This window comes from Streptomyces longhuiensis (assembly GCF_020616555.1).
Classification (GTDB): Bacteria; Actinomycetota; Actinomycetes; order Streptomycetales; family Streptomycetaceae; genus Streptomyces; species Streptomyces longhuiensis.
The window spans coordinates 4,202,666-4,221,368 of record NZ_CP085173.1 but is presented as its reverse complement, the minus strand read 5'-3'; the positions used below and the strand labels follow the sequence as shown (position 1 = coordinate 4,221,368).

The 18,703-nt window shown below is 66.9% G+C and carries 11 protein-coding genes and 3 rRNA genes; 12 read left to right on the top strand and 2 right to left on the bottom strand.

Annotation, left to right across the window (positions count from 1 at the left end; genetic code table 11):
* The first annotated feature begins 105 nt into the window (after window positions 1-105).
* The 8 genes from LGI35_RS19570 to LGI35_RS19535 all read left to right on the top strand — a co-directional run bounded on the left by LGI35_RS19570 (window position 106) and on the right by LGI35_RS19535 (window position 9,392).
* Entirely contained in the window at window positions 106-1,722 is a 1,617-nt protein-coding gene (locus LGI35_RS19570) for an L-lactate permease (RefSeq protein ID WP_227295103.1), read from the top strand.
* Window positions 1,723-1,790: 68 nt separating this feature from the next.
* Window positions 1,791-3,155, top strand: a complete 1,365-nt coding sequence (locus tag LGI35_RS19565; protein ID WP_227300378.1) for a phosphomannomutase/phosphoglucomutase — start codon at window positions 1,791-1,793, stop codon at window positions 3,153-3,155.
* 111 nt (window positions 3,156-3,266) lie between these two features.
* The gene (locus tag LGI35_RS19560; protein ID WP_100597970.1) at window positions 3,267-3,437 is read left to right on the top strand and encodes a Trm112 family protein; all 171 of its coding nucleotides are present in this window, start codon (window positions 3,267-3,269) and stop codon (window positions 3,435-3,437) included.
* 44 nt (window positions 3,438-3,481) lie between these two features.
* On the top strand, window positions 3,482-4,606 hold the full coding sequence (locus tag LGI35_RS19555; protein WP_227295102.1) for an SIS domain-containing protein: 1,125 nt from the start codon (window positions 3,482-3,484) through the stop codon (window positions 4,604-4,606).
* A gap of 62 nt (window positions 4,607-4,668) precedes the next feature.
* On the top strand, window positions 4,669-5,820 hold the full coding sequence (manA, locus tag LGI35_RS19550) for a mannose-6-phosphate isomerase, class I (RefSeq protein WP_227295101.1): 1,152 nt from the start codon (window positions 4,669-4,671) through the stop codon (window positions 5,818-5,820).
* A gap of 129 nt (window positions 5,821-5,949) precedes the next feature.
* Entirely contained in the window at window positions 5,950-6,954 is a 1,005-nt protein-coding gene (locus LGI35_RS19545) for a cation diffusion facilitator family transporter (protein ID WP_227295100.1), read from the top strand.
* A gap of 235 nt (window positions 6,955-7,189) precedes the next feature.
* The gene (gene ahcY / locus LGI35_RS19540) at window positions 7,190-8,653 is read left to right on the top strand and encodes an adenosylhomocysteinase (RefSeq protein ID WP_227295099.1); all 1,464 of its coding nucleotides are present in this window, start codon (window positions 7,190-7,192) and stop codon (window positions 8,651-8,653) included.
* A 124-nt stretch (window positions 8,654-8,777) separates the two neighbouring features.
* Window positions 8,778-9,392, top strand: a complete 615-nt coding sequence (locus LGI35_RS19535) for a hypothetical protein (RefSeq protein WP_227295098.1) — start codon at window positions 8,778-8,780, stop codon at window positions 9,390-9,392.
* Window positions 9,393-9,409: 17 nt separating this feature from the next.
* Here LGI35_RS19535 and LGI35_RS19530 read toward each other — a convergent pair whose 3' ends face one another.
* Entirely contained in the window at window positions 9,410-10,366 is a 957-nt protein-coding gene (locus tag LGI35_RS19530; protein ID WP_227295097.1) for an RDD family protein, read from the bottom strand.
* A gap of 110 nt (window positions 10,367-10,476) precedes the next feature.
* On the opposite strand from LGI35_RS19530, the gene LGI35_RS19525 reads away from it, so the two are divergent.
* The 4 genes from LGI35_RS19525 to rrf all read left to right on the top strand — a co-directional run bounded on the left by LGI35_RS19525 (window position 10,477) and on the right by rrf (window position 17,257).
* The gene (locus LGI35_RS19525; RefSeq protein WP_227295096.1) at window positions 10,477-11,484 is read left to right on the top strand and encodes a stage II sporulation protein M; all 1,008 of its coding nucleotides are present in this window, start codon (window positions 10,477-10,479) and stop codon (window positions 11,482-11,484) included.
* Window positions 11,485-12,082: 598 nt separating this feature from the next.
* Window positions 12,083-13,610, top strand: a 16S ribosomal RNA gene (locus LGI35_RS19520).
* Between the two features lie 318 nt (window positions 13,611-13,928).
* Window positions 13,929-17,051 (top strand): 23S ribosomal RNA (locus LGI35_RS19515).
* Between the two features lie 89 nt (window positions 17,052-17,140).
* A 5S ribosomal RNA gene (rrf, locus tag LGI35_RS19510) occupies window positions 17,141-17,257 on the top strand.
* The 16S, 23S and 5S rRNA genes sit together here, the layout of an rRNA operon.
* A 131-nt stretch (window positions 17,258-17,388) precedes the next feature.
* Here the strand turns inward: rrf and LGI35_RS19505 are convergent.
* Entirely contained in the window at window positions 17,389-18,699 is a 1,311-nt protein-coding gene (locus tag LGI35_RS19505; protein ID WP_227295095.1) for a DUF58 domain-containing protein, read from the bottom strand.
* Window positions 18,700-18,703 lie beyond the last annotated feature (4 nt).

The window sequence follows — 18,703 nt, the reverse complement described above, 5'->3', positions numbered from 1 at the left end:
TTCGGACTTCGGTTTCCCCTTTACGGAATCTCCTTCGTCCCACTCATTGACCTGAGTTTGTTGCGGACACAACAATTTCGCCACCCAGAGCCCCGGGAGGCGCCCGTGTTCGTCCAGCAGCTTGAACCGGTGGCCGGATCGCTCGGTCTGTCCGCACTCGTCGCGACCCTGCCCCTGGTCACCGTGCTCGTCCTGCTCGGCGCCGTCCGCATGAAGGCCCACCTCGCGGGCCTCATCGGGCTCGCCGTGGCCGCCCTCGTCGCCTGCATCGCCTACGGGATGCCCGTCGGCCAGACCGTGTCGAGCGCCGCGCAGGGCGTGCTGTTCGGGCTCTTCCCCATCATGTGGATCGTCGTCAACGCCCTGTGGGTGTACCGGATGACCGTCCGCACCCGGCACTTCGACATCCTGCGCCGCTCCTTCGGACGGCTGTCCGACGACCCGCGCATCCAGGCCCTCGTCATCGCGTTCTGCTTCGGCGCCCTGCTGGAGGCACTCGCCGGATTCGGGGCGCCCGTCGCGATCTGCTCCGTGATGCTCGTCGCGCTCGGCTTCGACCCCGTGAAGGCGGCCGTCGTCGCCCTCGTCGCCAACACCGCGCCCGTGGCCTTCGGCGCGATGGGCACCCCCGTCGTCACCCTCGCCCAGGTGACCGGGCTCCCGCTCGACTCGGTCGCCTCCGTGGTGGGCCGTCAGACACCGCTGCTCGCCCTGCTGGTGCCGCTCATCCTCGTCTGGCTCGTGGACGGGCGGCGCGGCCTGCGCGAGACCTGGATCCCCGCCCTCGCCTGCGGAGTCGCCTTCGCCGCCGCCCAGTTCGCCGCCTCGAACTACGTCTCCGCACAGCTCGCCGACATCGGGGCCGCGCTCATCGGCGCGGGCGCCCTCGTCGCCGTGCCGCACGCGCGCAGGCCCGCCGCCGAACCCGTGCGCGCCGCCGTCCTGACCGGCGTGCGCAGCGAGGAGCTCGACCAGGACGACCCGCGGCCCGAGGTCCTGCGCGCCTACGCCCCGTACGCGCTCATCGTCGTCATCTTCTCGATCGCGCAGATCCCCGCGGTCAAGGACTGGATCGCCCAGGCGACCCGCGTCTTCGACTGGCCCTTCCTGAACGTCGCGAACCCTGAGGGCAAGCCCGTCGGCGGCAACGTCTTCACCCTGCCGCTCGTCTCCACCGGCGGCACCCTCGTCCTTCTCGCCGGCGTGATCACGGCCGCCGTCATCGGTGTCCACGCGCGCGTGGCCGTACGCGAGTGGTTGGCGACCGTGTACGAACTGCGCTTCGCGATCCTCACCGTGACCAGCGTCCTGGCCCTCGCCTACGTCATGAACCTCTCCGGGCAGGCCGCCACCATCGGGCACTTCGTCGCCGCGGCCGGTGCGGGCCTCGCGTTCCTGTCGCCCGTACTCGGCTGGTTCGGCGTCGCCGTCTCCGGATCCGACACCTCCGCCAACGCCCTGTTCGGCGCACTCCAGGTCACCGCCGCCCAGCAGTCGGGCCTGTCACCCGAACTGCTCGCCGCCGCGAACAGCTCCGGCGGCGTCCTCGGCAAGATGATCTCGCCGCAGAACCTCACCATCGCGTGCGCCGCCGTCGGGCTCGCGGGCAAGGAGGGGGACCTGTTGCGCAAGGTGCTGCCGTGGAGCGTGGGACTGCTGCTCGTGATGTGCCTGATCGTGATGGCGCAGAGCTCCGCGGTCCTCGGCTGGATGCTGCCCTGACCGCTGTCTGTCAGTCCGTACGGGTAGTTTGTGCTGTCCGAAGCGGACTTCAGGAGAGTTGGGTGACCGTGGCTGCTGATCTGTCGCAGATCGTCAAGGCGTACGACGTACGCGGGGTGGTCCCGGACCAGTGGGACGAGCACCTCGCCGAGCTGTTCGGCGCCGCCTTCGTGCGCGTCACGGACGCCGAGGCCATCGTCGTCGGACACGACATGCGGCCCTCGTCACCCGGCCTCTCCCGGGCCTTCGCGCGCGGCGCCGCCGCCCTCGGCGCCGACGTGACCGAGATCGGCCTGTGCTCCACCGACCAGCTGTACTACGCGTCGGGCGCGCTCGGCCTGCCCGGCGCCATGTTCACTGCCTCGCACAACCCGGCCCGGTACAACGGCATCAAGATGTGCCGCGCCGGCGCCGCCCCCGTCGGACAGGACACGGGCCTGGCAGAGATCCGCGAACTGGCCGAGAAGTGGCTGGAGACGGGCGTCCCCGACCCCGCCACGAAGGCGGGCACCCTCACCCGGCGCGACACCCTCGACGACTACGCGGCCTACCTGCGCTCCCTCGTCGACCTCACGGAGATCCGCCCCCTGAAGGTCGTCGTCGACGCGGGCAACGGCATGGGCGGACACACCGTCCCGACCGTCTTCGCGGGCCTGCCCCTCGACCTCGTCCCGATGTACTTCGAGCTCGACGGCACCTTCCCCAACCACGAGGCCAACCCGCTCGACCCGGCGAACCTCGTGGACCTCCAAGAACGCGTCCGCGAAGAGGGCGCCGACCTCGGCCTCGCCTTCGACGGCGACGCGGACCGCTGCTTCGTCGTCGACGAGCACGGCGACCCCGTCTCCCCGTCCGCCGTCACCGCACTCGTCGCCTCCCGCGAACTGGCGAGGAACGGCGGCACGGGCACGATCATCCACAACCTGATCACCTCCTGGTCCGTCCCCGAGGTGGTGAAGGAGCACGGCGGCACACCGGTCCGCACACGCGTGGGCCACTCCTTCATCAAGCAGGAGATGGCCACCTCCGGAGCGATCTTCGGCGGCGAGCACTCGGCGCACTACTACTTCCGCGACTTCTGGAACGCGGACACGGGCATGCTCGCCGCGCTCCACGTCCTCGCCGCCCTCGGCGGCCAGAGCGGCGCCCTGTCCGCCCTCGTCGCCGAGTACGACCGCTACTCGGGCTCCGGAGAGATCAACTCCACGGTCGACGACCAGCGCGCCCGCCTCGCCGCGATCAAGACCGAGTACGCCGGCCGGGACGGCATCACGCACGACGAGCTCGACGGCCTGACGATCACCTCCGCGGACTGGTGGTTCAACGTCCGCCCGTCCAACACCGAGCCCCTCCTCCGGCTCAACGCGGAGGCCAGGGACGAAGCCACGATGACCAGGATCCGCGACGAGGTCCTGGCGATCATCAGGGCCTGACCAGGGCCACACACGAAACGGGACCCCCGTCCGAGCAGCCGAGCCACCGCCCCCGGCGGTACGCTGACCAGGCCACACGCGCACACATTCACACCGCCGAAGGGACACCCCATGCCGCTCGAAGCCGGCCTCCTGGAGATCCTCGCCTGCCCGGCCTGCCACGCCCCCCTCAAGGAGGCGGACGCCGAGCTGCTCTGCACCGGATCGGACTGCGGCCTCGCCTACCCGATCCGCGACGGCATCCCCGTACTCCTCGTGGACGAGGCCCGCCGCCCCGCATAGGTCCCACCCCAGGCCCCGCACGGGCCGTCCCGGAGGCTGACACCATGCTCGACGAAACGCTGCTCGACGCCCCCGAGGCCCTCGCCAGGGTCGACCGCCGCGGACTCCTGCGCGGCGCCGCCGAGGCCGGCGCCCGGGTCCGCACCGCGGTCCGGCACGCCGCGGAGGCCGGGATCACCCAGCTCGAACCGGACGGCCGCCCGCGCGCCGTCCTCTTCGCCGGACCAGGCCTCGCCGCCGGCTGCGTCGCCGACCTGCTCAACAGGCTCGCCGGCGCCTCCTGCCCCGTCGCCCACCTGCACCCCACCGGAGTCGCCCCCGCCGCGGGAGCCCTGCGCTGGGAGCTGCCCGGCTGGGCGGGCCCCGTGGACCTGCTCCTGATCGCGACCACCGACGGCACCGAGCCGGGACTCGCCCTCCTCGTCGAGCAGGCCTACCGGCGCGGCTGCACCATCGTCGCCGTCAGCCCCACGGGCACCCCCCTGACCGATGCCGTCGCCGGGGCACACGGCCTCTTCGTACCGATGGCGACCGCCCCGTACGAGCAGGACGAACCCGCCGCGGCCTCCGCGCCCGGCGCCCTGTGGGCCCTGCTCACCCCGCTGCTCTCCCTCCTGGACCGCACCGGGCTGCTCTCCGCACCGGCCGAGACCCTGGAGAAGGTCGCCGACCGCCTCGACCAGACCGCCGAGCGCTGCGGCCCGGCCATCGCGACCTACAGCAACCCCGCCAAGACCCTCGCCGCCGAGCTCGCCGACGCCCTGCCCCTGATCTGGACCGAAGGGCACGCCGCGGGCCCGGCAGGCCGCCGCTTCGCCGCCGCGCTCGCCGAACTCGCCGGCCGCCCGGCCCTCGCCTCCGACCTGCCCGAGGCGCTCCCGGCGCACGGCCGCCTCCTCCTCGGCGACCTCGCGGGCGGCGCCGACCCCGACGACTTCTTCCGCGACCGGGTCGACGAGGCGCAGCCGATGCGCGTCCGCGTCGTCCTCCTGCGCGACCGGCCCGGCGGCCTCACCGCCGCGCCCGCCGCCCGCGAGCTGGCCCTCGGCCACGACACCCCGATCAGCGAGCTCGAACCCGAAGAGGGCGGCGAGCTGGAAACACTCGCCGAACTGATCGCCGTCACGGATTTCGCCGCCGTTTACCTCGCGCTCGCCTCGGGCGCATGACGTGGACCCGGCCGGTCCGAACACCGGCCGGCCCCTGACCCGCGTACGGAGAAGAACACCTGATGGACCGCCTCACCAACACCGTCCGCCCCTATGCCTGGGGCTCGACCACCGCCATCCCGCACCTCATCGGTGCCGAGCCGACGGGCGAGCCGCAGGCCGAGATGTGGATGGGCGCCCACCCGGGAGCCCCCTCGCAGACCGCGCGCGGCCCGCTCAACGAGGTGATCGACCAGGCCCCCGAGCGTGAACTGGGCCCGCAGGCCGTCGCGAAGTTCGGCCCCCGCCTCCCCTTCCTCCTCAAACTCCTCGCCGCGGGCGCCCCGCTCTCCCTCCAGGTCCACCCCGACCTCGCCCAGGCCAAGGAGGGTTACGAGGCCGAGGAGCGCGCCGGCGTCCCCATAGATGCCCCGCACCGCAACTACAAGGACGCCAACCACAAGCCCGAACTGATCTGCGCCCTCACGCCGTTCGAGGGCCTGTGCGGATTCCGCGCCCCCGAAGAGGCCGCACGCCTCATCGAGGGCCTCGGCGTCGACTCCCTCAAGCCCTACGCCGACCTGCTGCGCGCCCACCCCGAAGAGGCCGCGCTGCGTGAGGTCCTGACGGCCGTACTGAGCGCGGACCCCGCGGAGATGGCCACCACGGTCACCGAGGCCGAGGCCGCCGCCGAACGCCTCGGCGGCGACTACGCGCCCTACGCCGGACTCGCCCACCACTACCCCGGCGACCCCGGCGTCATCGCCGCCATGCTGCTCAACCACGTCCGCCTCAACCCCGGCGAGGCCCTCTTCCTCGGCGCCGGCGTCCCGCACGCCTACATCGACGGCCTCGGCGTGGAAATCATGGCCAACTCGGACAACGTCCTGCGCTGCGGCCTCACCCCCAAGCACGTCGACGTCCCCGAACTCCTGCGCATCGTCCGCTTCGAGGCCACCGACCCCGGCATCCTTCGCCCCGAGGCGACCCCCGACGACGAAGAGGTCTACGCGACCCCCATCGACGAATTCCGCCTCTCCCGCCACGTCCTGCCCGAGGGCGCGGCCCCGCACGACGTCACCGCCGGGACCCCGCAGATCCTGCTCTGCACCGCGGGCACCGTCCGCGCCGGTGAACTCGCCCTCACCGCAGGGCAGTCGGCATTCGTCCCCGCGGGCGAAAAGGCCGAAGTGTCCGGAGTCGGCACGCTCTTCCGGGCAACCGTGGTGGCCTGACGCGCCCCCGCTGTCCCGGGCTGCAACAATGACCCACCGCAAAGGGTGGGCAAAGCCCGGGACGGCGTACGCGGACCAGATCCGTACGGGCCAGGACCGGGACGGCGTACGAAGGGACATCGGGAACACATGAGCGCTTCAGGCGGCACAAAAGCGATCGTGGCGGCACTCGCCGCCAACCTCGCGATCGCGGCAGCGAAATTCGTGGCGTTCCTCTTCAGCGGCTCGTCCTCGATGCTCGCCGAGAGCGTCCACTCGCTCGCCGACTCCGGCAACCAGGGCCTCCTGCTGCTCGGCGGCAAGAAGGCCCAACGCGAGGCGACCCCGCAACACCCCTTCGGCTACGGCCGCGAGCGCTACATCTACGCCTTCCTCGTCTCCATCGTCCTCTTCTCGGTCGGCGGCATGTTCGCCGTCTATGAGGGCTACGAGAAGATCAAGCACCCGCACGCGCTCGAGAACTGGTACTGGCCGATCGGCGTCCTCGTCTTCGCGATCATCGCCGAGAGCTTCTCGTTCCGCACCGCCATCAAGGAGTCCAACCAGCTGCGGGGCAAACTCAGCTGGTCCCAGTTCATCCGCCGCGCCAAGGCACCCGAGCTGCCCGTCGTCCTCCTCGAGGACTTCGGCGCGCTGATCGGTCTCGTCCTCGCGCTCGCCGGCACCGGCCTCGCCCTCGCCACCGACGACGGCCTCTGGGACGGCATCGGCACCCTGTGCATCGGCATCCTGCTCATCGCCATCGCGATCGTGCTGGCCGCCGAGACCAAGTCGCTGCTCCTGGGCGAGGCCGCGGGCGTCGACGACGTCAAGAAGATCGAGACCGCGCTCGTCGACGGAGACACCGTCACCGGCGTCATCCACATGCGCACCCTCCACCTCGGCCCCGAGGAACTCCTCGTCGCCGCCAAGATCGCCGTCCAGCACGACGACACGGCCACCGAGGTCGCCAACGCCATCAACGCCGCGGAGGCCCGCATCCGCGAGGCCGTCCCGATCGCCCGCGTGATCTACCTCGAACCTGACATCTACAACGCGTCGGCCGCCTCCACCGGCACCAACCCGGCCAGGACCCCGGACAGCCCGACCTCGGAAAACTCGGCCCCCCACAGCCCCGGCCCGGACGCCGGCTGATCTCCCCGCTCACGCCGGACCCGGAGGCGGGCTGGGTCCGGCTGGGCCGATCGGTGTAGATTCGTCACTGAGCCAGACGTCGCTGCTGATGGCGGTCGGGCGGCCCGCACGACGGGCCGGCCGAGGGAGAGAGGGCCTCCGACGGACTGCGCTGCGAGCGCCGGGCACCCGTATGTCCGACGCCGCAGACCAGCCATGCCCACCTCGACCCACCACCACGAGGAGCAAGCTCCCTATGACGACTGTCGACAACCGACAGGACCAGGACTTCAAGGTCGCCGATCTCTCCCTGGCCGATTTCGGCCGCAAGGAGATCACCCTCGCCGAGCACGAGATGCCCGGCCTGATGTCCATCCGCAAGGAATACGCCGCCACGCAGCCGCTCGCCGGCGCCCGCGTCACCGGCTCCCTGCACATGACGGTGCAGACCGCCGTCCTCATCGAGACCCTCGTCGCCCTCGGCGCCGAGGTCCGCTGGGCCTCCTGCAACATCTTCTCCACCCAGGACCACGCCGCCGCGGCCATCGCCGTCGGCCCGAACGGCACCCCGGACAACCCCCAGGGCGTCCCGGTCTTCGCCTGGAAGGGCGAGACCCTCGACGAGTACTGGTGGTGCACGGAGCAGGCCCTGACCTGGCCGAACAGCCCCACCGGCGGCCCGAACATGATCCTCGACGACGGTGGCGACGCCACCCTCCTCGTCCACAAGGGCGTCGAGTACGAGAAGGACGGCAAGGTCCCCTCGGCCGACACCGCCGAGTCGGACGAACACCGCGTCATCCTCGAGCTCCTCAACCGCACCATCACCGAGGGCTCGCAGAAGTGGACCCAGCTCGCCTCGGAGATCCGCGGCGTGACCGAGGAGACCACGACCGGCGTCCACCGCCTCTACGAGATGCACCGCGACGGCACCCTGCTGTTCCCGGCGATCAACGTGAACGACGCCGTCACGAAGTCGAAGTTCGACAACAAGTACGGCTGCCGCCACTCCCTGATCGACGGCATCAACCGCGCCACCGACGTCCTCATCGGCGGCAAGACCGCCGTCGTCTGCGGCTACGGCGACGTGGGCAAGGGCTGCGCCGAGTCTCTCCGCGGCCAGGGCGCCCGAGTGATCATCACCGAGATCGACCCGATCTGCGCCCTGCAGGCGGCGATGGACGGCTACCAGGTCACGACGCTCGACGAGGTCATCGACAAGGCCGACATCTTCGTCACCACGACCGGCAACAAGGACATCATCATGGCCTCGGACATGGCCAAGATGAAGCACCAGGCGATCGTGGGCAACATCGGCCACTTCGACAACGAGATCGACATGGCCGGCCTCGCGCAGACCCCGGGCATCGTCAAGGACGAGGTCAAGCCCCAGGTCCACACCTGGAAGTACCCCGACGGCAAGGTCCTCATCGTCCTCTCCGAGGGCCGCCTCCTGAACCTGGGCAACGCGACGGGCCACCCGTCCTTCGTGATGTCCAACTCCTTCGCGGACCAGACCCTGGCCCAGATCGAGCTGTTCACGAAGCCCGAGGAGTACCCGACCGACGTCTACGTGCTCCCCAAGCACCTCGACGAGAAGGTCGCCCGCCTCCACCTCGACGCCCTCGGCGTGAAGCTGACGACGCTGCGCCCCGAGCAGGCCTCGTACATCGGCGTAGAGGTCGACGGCCCGTTCAAGCCGGACCACTACCGCTACTGATCCCGAGCGGACCCCGGTGCTACGCAGGCCCCTCGCACTCCGGTGCGGGGGGCCTGCCCCGTACCGGCCCGGCAACCCGCACCACCCGACGTCCGCACGACCCCGAAGGACCTCGAGAGCCCCCATGCCCCGCGGCCGCTATTCGCTCCACGACACCCACGACCACACCCCCCTCGGCGAAGAACACTTCCACTGCGCCCCCGGCCCCTCCGGCTGGCGCTACGTCTCCCAGACCGTCACCCCCTCCGGCGACCACTCCGGCTCCGTCGACCTGGCCATCGACGAACTCGGCCGCCCCATCCGCCTCGAGCTCAACGCCGCGAGCTGGCAGGTACGAGGAGCAGCCATCGACGGCGTCACCTGGGTACGCACCGACCCCACCGGCACCCACGCCACCGAGGGAAACGCCCCCGCCCACGCCTTCACCGGCACCTCGCCGGCCTTCCTCGTCGCCACCGCACGCCTGCTGCGCCTCACCCCCGCTTCCCCCGCGACCCGCGTCCGCCTGGTCCGCTTCACCGACCCGGTCCTGGCCCCCCTCACACTCGACCAGTCCTGGGCCCTGCTGAAAACAGAAACACACGCCACTGACAGCGGCCCCTTGAACGTCGACGAATACCAGGTCACCGACCTGAACACAGGAGAACGGCAGGCCGTCCACCTCGCCGGCGACGTGGTGCTCGCCGCCCCCGGCATCGAGCTCGAACACCTCGAATCCCCGCCCTCGACCTTCGCCTGAGAGACGGCGGACCCGCGTCAGGCAGGCGGCACGAAACCCGTGCCCGGCCCCTCGTCCTCGCGAGGGCGCGCAGGCTCGACATCGACAGGGGGAGGCGCAGCCCCGACAGCCGGACCCACGGGCTGCCCAACCGGCGCCCCGACACCCGGATACATCGGACCCGCCCCACCCACCGAACCGGGCCCACTCACCGGGCCCGCCCCGACCGGAGCCACCCCCACCGCCCCGCCGCCGAACGCCCGCTGTGCATCCCGCGACTGCCGCTCATGCACCACCGCGGCCAGATACGCCGCAGGCGGCACATCCCGCGGCGCCGGAGCCCCCGTGCACGCCGCCAGATCACCGGCAAGCCGCTCCGCCATCGCCCAGCCCACCTGCGGATCCAGCTGCCCCATCCGCGTCAGATACGACCGGACCGCCAGCCACAACCCGTCCGGCACCCCCGACAGATCGAGCCCGGCGAACCGCCCCACCAGCCACGGAGGCGGCGGAGGCACGAACCGCGCCGGCCCCGCAGGCACCCGCTCGCGCACGACGAGCGTCCCCGCGAACACGTCCCCGAGCCGCCGCCCCCGCTCGGACACCAGCGACGCGATGCACGCGACCACCCCGAACGTCATGAGGATCTCCACGACCCCGACGGCCCCGCGCACCAGCGCATGCCGGAACCGGATGGGCCCCCCGTCGTCCCGCACCACACGAAGTCCGCACGCCAGCTTGCCCAGCGAACGCCCATGACTCAGCGTCTCCACCGCGATGGGCACCCCGACAAGCACCAGCACGAACGTCGCCACCGCCACAGCCGCGGCCGCCGCGTCGTCCAGGGAAGCGGTGGACGCCACGATCCCCATCGTCACCACGATGTACACGGTGAACGCCACGACGAGATCGATGACCACCGCCAACGCCCGACTGGGCAGCTTCGCGGGGCGCAGCTCAAGAGCCACCGCCTCGCCCGTCACAAGCTCACTCACGCCGGCCGTCCTTCCCTGCCCTGCCCTCGGAACCGCCAGTCTGCCAAGCTGAGGGCACATCGCGCCGCAGAGGTAGCCACAGCAACAGCAGCCGAGGAGCAGCCGACCCGATGGACCTCGACGTCTTCGTGTCCGCCCACCGAGCCGAGTGGGACCGCCTGGACGCGCTGCTGCGCCGCCGACGCAGCCTCACCGGCGCCGAAGCCGACGAACTCGTCACCCTCTACCAGCGGGCAGCGACCCACCTCTCCCTGATCCAGTCCAGCGCCCCGGACCCCCAGATATCCGGCCGCCTCACACAACTGGTGGCACGCGCGCGTAGTGCCGTGACAGGCACCCGCCGCGCCTCCTGGCGCGACGTGACCCGCTTCCTGACAGCGGGCTTCCCCGCAGCGGTCTACCGCTCCCGCCATTGGTGGGTCCCCACCGCACTCCTCTCCACCGCGATAGCCGCCCTCCTGGGCTGGTGGATAGGAACGCACCCCGAAGTACAGGCATCGATCGCCGCCCCATCCGAACTGCGCGACCTCACGCGCCCCGGCGGCCAGTACGAGACCTATTACTCCAGCCACCCAGCGGCCTCCTTCGCCGCCCAGGTGTGGACGAACAACGCCCAGGCGGCCGCCATGTGCCTGGTCCTGGGCGTCTTCCTGGGCCTCCCGGTCCTCTGGATCCTCTTCCAGAACATGCTGAACCTGGGCGTGGGCATCGGTCTGATGTCCTCGGCCGGCCGCCTCGACACCTTCCTCGGCCTGGTCCTGCCCCACGGCCTCCTGGAACTGACAGCGGTCTTCGTAGCGGCCGGTACGGGCCTGCGCCTCGGCTGGACCCTCATCGACCCGGGCCCCCGAACCCGCCGCGCAGCCCTCGCCGAGGAAGGCCGAGCCGCCCTGGGAATGGCGATCGGCCTGGCGCTCATCCTCTTCATCTCGGGCGCCATCGAAGGCTTCGTCACCCCATCGGGCCTGCCGACCTGGGCCCGCATCACCATCGGCGTCCTCGCCGAGCTGGCCTTTCTCGTCTACGTCTTCGTGCTCGGCGGCAGAGCGGCCCGCGCCGGCGAGACGGGGGACCTGGACAAGGCGGAGCGCAGCGCCTCCGTACCCACCGCCGCCTGATGTGCGTTCACGGCGTCTGACCTGCTAGTCTCCTCGTCGCCCCACAAGAGCCGTTGACACGGAGGGAGTGGGGAGGTAGATTCGAACAGTTGCCTGGGATTCGACAGAGTCGCCCGCAACGACTAGGGTCTAGCTCGCTTCCGAGAAATCTTCTCCAGAAGCGCACCCCCCGATAAATCGGAAAACGAATGCCGGTCAATCCGGCCGAAACCTTCTGATAAAGTCGGAACCGCCGGAAAGGGAAACGCGAAAAGCCGAAAGGCCGGAGCGGAAACCTGAAAGGCGCCGAGGAAATCGGACACGAAAGAGTCTGATAGAGTCGGAAACGCAAGACCGAAGGGAAACTGCCCGGAGGAAAGCCTGAGAGAGTCTCTCGGGTGAGTACAAAGGAAGCGTCCGTTCCTTGAGAACTCAACAGCGTGCCAAAAGTCAACGCCAGATTGACAACCCCGGCCCACTTTGTGGGTTGGAGGTTCCTTTGAAAAAGTCCTCACTCCCACACCGGGGTGAGGCGCACTAGCGAGGACGCAGTGAATCGTGGGGATTATTCCTCCCGACGGTTCCGCTCTCGTGGTGTAGTCCCGATTACGGGAAAACATTCACGGAGAGTTTGATCCTGGCTCAGGACGAACGCTGGCGGCGTGCTTAACACATGCAAGTCGAACGATGAAGCCCTTCGGGGTGGATTAGTGGCGAACGGGTGAGTAACACGTGGGCAATCTGCCCTGCACTCTGGGACAAGCCCTGGAAACGGGGTCTAATACCGGATAACACCCCCTCTCGCATGGGAGGGGGTTGAAAGCTCCGGCGGTGCAGGATGAGCCCGCGGCCTATCAGCTTGTTGGTGAGGTAGAAGCTCACCAAGGCGACGACGGGTAGCCGGCCTGAGAGGGCGACCGGCCACACTGGGACTGAGACACGGCCCAGACTCCTACGGGAGGCAGCAGTGGGGAATATTGCACAATGGGCGAAAGCCTGATGCAGCGACGCCGCGTGAGGGATGACGGCCTTCGGGTTGTAAACCTCTTTCAGCAGGGAAGAAGCGAAAGTGACGGTACCTGCAGAAGAAGCGCCGGCTAACTACGTGCCAGCAGCCGCGGTAATACGTAGGGCGCAAGCGTTGTCCGGAATTATTGGGCGTAAAGAGCTCGTAGGCGGCTTGTCACGTCGGTTGTGAAAGCCCGGGGCTTAACCCCGGGTCTGCAGTCGATACGGGCAGGCTAGAGTGTGGTAGGGGAGATCGGAATTCCTGGTGTAGCGGTGAAATGCGCAGATATCAGGAGGAACACCGGTGGCGAAGGCGGATCTCTGGGCCATTACTGACGCTGAGGAGCGAAAGCGTGGGGAGCGAACAGGATTAGATACCCTGGTAGTCCACGCCGTAAACGGTGGGAACTAGGTGTTGGCGACATTCCACGTCGTCGGTGCCGCAGCTAACGCATTAAGTTCCCCGCCTGGGGAGTACGGCCGCAAGGCTAAAACTCAAAGGAATTGACGGGGGCCCGCACAAGCAGCGGAGCATGTGGCTTAATTCGACGCAACGCGAAGAACCTTACCAAGGCTTGACATATACCGGAAAGCATCAGAGATGGTGCCCCCCTTGTGGTCGGTATACAGGTGGTGCATGGCTGTCGTCAGCTCGTGTCGTGAGATGTTGGGTTAAGTCCCGCAACGAGCGCAACCCTTGTTCTGTGTTGCCAGCATGCCCTTCGGGGTGATGGGGACTCACAGGAGACTGCCGGGGTCAACTCGGAGGAAGGTGGGGACGACGTCAAGTCATCATGCCCCTTATGTCTTGGGCTGCACACGTGCTACAATGGCAGGTACAATGAGCTGCGATGCCGCGAGGCGGAGCGAATCTCAAAAAGCCTGTCTCAGTTCGGATTGGGGTCTGCAACTCGACCCCATGAAGTCGGAGTTGCTAGTAATCGCAGATCAGCATTGCTGCGGTGAATACGTTCCCGGGCCTTGTACACACCGCCCGTCACGTCACGAAAGTCGGTAACACCCGAAGCCGGTGGCCCAACCCCCTTGTGGGGAGGGAGCTGTCGAAGGTGGGACTGGCGATTGGGACGAAGTCGTAACAAGGTAGCCGTACCGGAAGGTGCGGCTGGATCACCTCCTTTCTAAGGAGCACTTTGGCTGCCAGGTTTCACCTGGTGGTCCAAGAGCCATTTCGTCGGCAAATGTCCGACGGTGGTTGCTCAAGGGTGGAACGTTGACTATTCGACCGGGTTCTCGGGTCGGAGGCTGTGAGTACTGCTCTTCGGAGCGTGGAAAGCATGATCTCCGGGCGGAAGCGGGTCGGGCACGCTGTTGGGTGTCTGAAGGTACGGCCGATTGGTCGCCTTCAGTGCCGACCCCAGTGCACTCGAATCTGCTGGTTCGGGGTGATGGGTGGTTGGTCGTTGTTTGAGAACTGCACAGTGGACGCGAGCATCTGTGGCCAAGTTTTTAAGGGCGCACGGTGGATGCCTTGGCACCAGGAACCGATGAAGGACGTGGGAGGCCACGATAGTCCCCGGGGAGCCGTCAACCAGGCTTTGATCCGGGGGTTTCCGAATGGGGAAACCCGGCAGTCGTCATGGGCTGTCACCCATACCTGAACACATAGGGTATGTGGAGGGAACGCGGGGAAGTGAAACATCTCAGTACCCGCAGGAAGAGAAAACAACCGTGATTCCGGGAGTAGTGGCGAGCGAAACTGGATGAGGCCAAACCATATGCGTGTGATACCCGGCAGGGGTTGCGCATGTGGGGTTGTGGGATCTCTCTTTCACAGTCTGCCGGCTGTGAGACGAGTCAGAAACCGTTGATGTAGGCGAAGGACATGCGAAAGGTCCGGCGTAGAGGGTAAGACCCCCGTAGTCGAAACATCAGCGGCTCGTTTGAGAGACACCCAAGTAGCACGGGGCCCGAGAAATCCCGTGTGAATCTGGCGGGACCACCCGCTAAGCCTAAATATTCCCTGGTGACCGATAGCGGATAGTACCGTGAGGGAATGGTGAAAAGTACCGCGGGAGCGGAGTGAAATAGTACCTGAAACCGTGTGCCTACAAGCCGTGGGAGCGTCGCGCAAGGAACTTGTTCCTTGCGTCGTGACTGCGTGCCTTTTGAAGAATGAGCCTGCGAGTTTGCGGTGCGTTGCGAGGTTAACCCGTGTGGGGAAGCCGTAGCGAAAGCGAGTCCGAATAGGGCGATTCAGTAGCGCGCTCAAGACCCGAAGCGGAGTGATCTAGCCATGGGCAGGTTGAAGCGGAGGTAAGACTTCGTGGAGGACCGAACCCACCAGGGTTGAAAACCTGGGGGATGACCTGTGGTTAGGGGTGAAAGGCCAATCAAACTCCGTGATAGCTGGTTCTCCCCGAAATGCATTTAGGTGCAGCGTCGTGTGTTTCTTGCCGGAGGTAGAGCACTGGATAGGCGATGGGCCCTACCGGGTTACTGACCTTAGCCAAACTCCGAATGCCGGTAAGTGAGAGCACGGCAGTGAGACTGTGGGGGATAAGCTCCATGGTCGAGAGGGAAACAGCCCAGAGCATCGACTAAGGCCCCTAAGCGTACGCTAAGTGGGAAAGGATGTGGAGTCGCACAGACAACCAGGAGGTTGGCTTAGAAGCAGCCACCCTTGAAAGAGTGCGTAATAGCTCACTGGTCTAGTGATTCCGCGCCGACAATGTAGCGGGGCTCAAGCGTACCGCCGAAGTCGTGTCATTGCGATATATACCCCCAACGGGGATCGTGATGGGTAGGGGAGCGTCGTGTGCCGGGTGAAGCAGCCGCGGAAGCGAGTTGTGGACGGTTCACGAGTGAGAATGCAGGCATGAGTAGCGATACACACGTGAGAAACGTGTGCGCCGATTGACTAAGGGTTCCTGGGTCAAGCTGATCTGCCCAGGGTAAGTCGGGACCTAAGGCGAGGCCGACAGGCGTAGTCGATGGATAACCGGTTGATATTCCGGTACCCGCTGTGAAGCGTCAAACATTGAATCAGGCGATGCTAAGTCCGTGAAGCCGTTCCGGACCCTTCGGGGAAAGGAAAGTGGTGGAGCCGACGGACCAGACTTGTAGTAGGTGAGTGATGGGGTGACGCAGGAAGGTAGTCCAGCCCGGGCGGTGGTTGTCCCGGGGTAAGGGTGTAGGCCGTGTGATAGGTAAATCCGTCACACATAAGGCTGAGACCTGATGCCGAGCCGATTGTGGTGAAGTGGATGATCCTATGCTGTCGAGAAAAGCCTCTAGCGAGTTTCATGGCGGCCCGTACCCTAAACCGACTCAGGTGGTCAGGTAGAGAATACCGAGGCGTTCGGGTGAACTATGGTTAAGGAACTCGGCAAAATGCCCCCGTAACTTCGGGAGAAGGGGGGCCATCACTGGTGAGAGGACTTGCTCCTCGAGCTGGGGGTGGCCGCAGAGACCAGCGAGAAGCGACTGTTTACTAAAAACACAGGTCCGTGCGAAGCCGTAAGGCGATGTATACGGACTGACGCCTGCCCGGTGCTGGAACGTTAAGGGGACCGGTTAGTGCACTTTCGGGTGTGCGAAGCTGAGAACTTAAGCGCCAGTAAACGGCGGTGGTAACTATAACCATCCTAAGGTAGCGAAATTCCTTGTCGGGTAAGTTCCGACCTGCACGAATGGCGTAACGACTTCTCGACTGTCTCAACCATAGGCCCGGTGAAATTGCACTACGAGTAAAGATGCTCGTTTCGCGCAGCAGGACGGAAAGACCCCGGGACCTTTACTACAGTTTGATATTGGTGTTCGGTTCGGCTTGTGTAGGATAGGTGGGAGACTTTGAACTCTGGACGCCAGTTCAGGGGGAGTCGTCGTTGAAATACCACTCTGGTCGTGCTGGATGTCTAACCTGGGTCCGTGATCCGGATCAGGGACAGTGTCTGATGGGTAGTTTAACTGGGGCGGTTGCCTCCTAAAGAGTAACGGAGGCGCCCAAAGGTTCCCTCAGCCTGGTTGGTAATCAGGTGTTGAGTGTAAGTGCACAAGGGAGCTTGACTGTGAGACCGACGGGTCGAGCAGGGACGAAAGTCGGGACTAGTGATCCGGCGGTGGCTTGTGGAAGCGCCGTCGCTCAACGGATAAAAGGTACCCCGGGGATAACAGGCTGATCTTCCCCAAGAGTCCATATCGACGGGATGGTTTGGCACCTCGATGTCGGCTCGTCGCATCCTGGGGCTGGAGTCGGTCCCAAGGGTTGGGCTGTTCGCCCATTAAAGCGGTACGCGAGCTGGGTTTAGAACGTCGTGAGACAGTTCGGTCCCTATCCGCTGTGCGCGTAGGAATATTGAGAAGGGCTGTCCCTAGTACGAGAGGACCGGGACGGACGAACCTCTGGTGTGCCAGTTGTCCTGCCAAGGGCATGGCTGGTTGGCTACGTTCGGAAAGGATAACCGCTGAAAGCATCTAAGCGGGAAGCCTGCTTCGAGATGAGTATTCCCACCCCCTTGAGGGGTTAAGGCTCCCAGTAGACGACTGGGTTGATAGGCCAGATCTGGAAGCCCGGTAACGGGTGGAGGTGACTGGTACTAATAGGCCGAGGGCTTGTCCTCAGTTGCTCGCGTCCACTGTGTTGGTTCTGAAACCACGAACAACCCCACGTTTGTCACAGAGCGTGGTGCGGTTGACAGTTTCATAGTGTTTCGGTGGTCATAGCGTGAGGGAAACGCCCGGTTACATTCCGAACCCGGAAGCTAAGCCTCACAGCGCCGATGGTACTGCAGGGGGGACCCTGTGGGAGAGTAGGACGCCGCCGAACTATTTTTGAAGAAAACCCCCGTAACGGATGAGAATCCTGTTACGGGGGTTTTCTGCGTTTGAGGGTCGGCCGTGGGCCGGTCCCCGTTTTTTCGGCCGGACTCCTTTTCAAGGCCCGGCCTTTCCTCCTATTCAGAGTCGGCCCGCTGCCTTCAAGGCGAGGTAGGCGTCCGCCAGTGCCGGAGCGAGGTCGTTGGGGGTGGCGTCGACGACTGTGACACCGCGACGGATGAGCAGTTCCGCCGTGCGGTGGCGTTCCGCTTGGGCCTGGGCCGCGGCGGCAGCGTCGTATACCGCCTCTGTGTTTCCTCGGGCGTCGGCCATTTCCGCGATCGTCGGGTCCGCGACCGAAGCCACCAATACCGTGTGGCGTTTGGTGAGGCGGGAGAGGACCGGGAGGAGGCCCTCCTCCACGGGAGCCGCGTCGAGGCTCGTGAGGAGGACGACGAGTGAACGGCGGCGAGCTGTGTGCAGGGCCGCCGCGGTGAGGCCGCGGGCGTCCGTTTCGATGAGTTCCGGCTCCAGTGGGGCCATGGCGTTGACCAGGGCCGGCAGGAGTTCGCCGGCTGCGCGGCCCTGGACCAGGGTGCGGATGCGGCGGTCGTAGGCGAGCAGGTCGACCCGGTCGCCGGCCCTGGAAGCAAGCGTGCCGAGGAGGAGCGCGGCGTCCATCGACGCATCGAGGCGGGGTGCGTCGCCGACACGGCCGGCAGAGGTGCGTCCCGTGTCGAGGACGAGAAGGATGTGCCGGTCGCGTTCCGGGCGCCAGGTGCGGACCGCGAGTGTGGATTGGCGGGCGGTGGCGCGCCAGTCGATGGAGCGGGTGTCGTCCCCGGGAACGTACTCGCGCAAGCTGTCGAATTCGGTGCCCTCTCCCCGGGTCAGGACGCTGGTGCGGCCGTCGAGTTCGCGCAGGCGGTCCAGTTTCGAGGGCAGGTGCTTGCGGCTGTGGAACGGGGGGAGGACGCGGACCGTCCAGGGGACGTTGTGGCTGCCCTGGCGGGTGAAGAGGCCCAGTGGGCCGTACGAGCGGATCGTCACCCGGTCGGCCTTTCGGTCCCCCCTGCGGGTGGGGACCAGACGGGTGGTGATGCGGCGGCGTTCGCCCGGGGGGATCGTCACGCGGTGGCGGGACGCCTCGACCTCGGTGCCGGGAAGCCAGCTGCTGGGCGGCCAGGCGTCGCGGAGTTGGGCGCGCAGGGGGCGGCGCGAGGGGTTGGTGACGGTGAGGGTGACGTCGGCAGGGTCGCCCAGGCGTACCGCGGTGTCGCCCGAACGCGTCAGGCGCAGTCGGCGTACCGGGGCGGCCAGCGCGAAGTCGCAGGCGCAGGCCAGGGCCAGGGGGGTGTTCACGGCCAGGATGCCGGTCCAGCTGGGCTCCCAGATGCCTACGGGGAGGGAGCCCAGGGCGGCGAGCAGGGCGGTGCGTCCGGTGAGGGCCATGGGT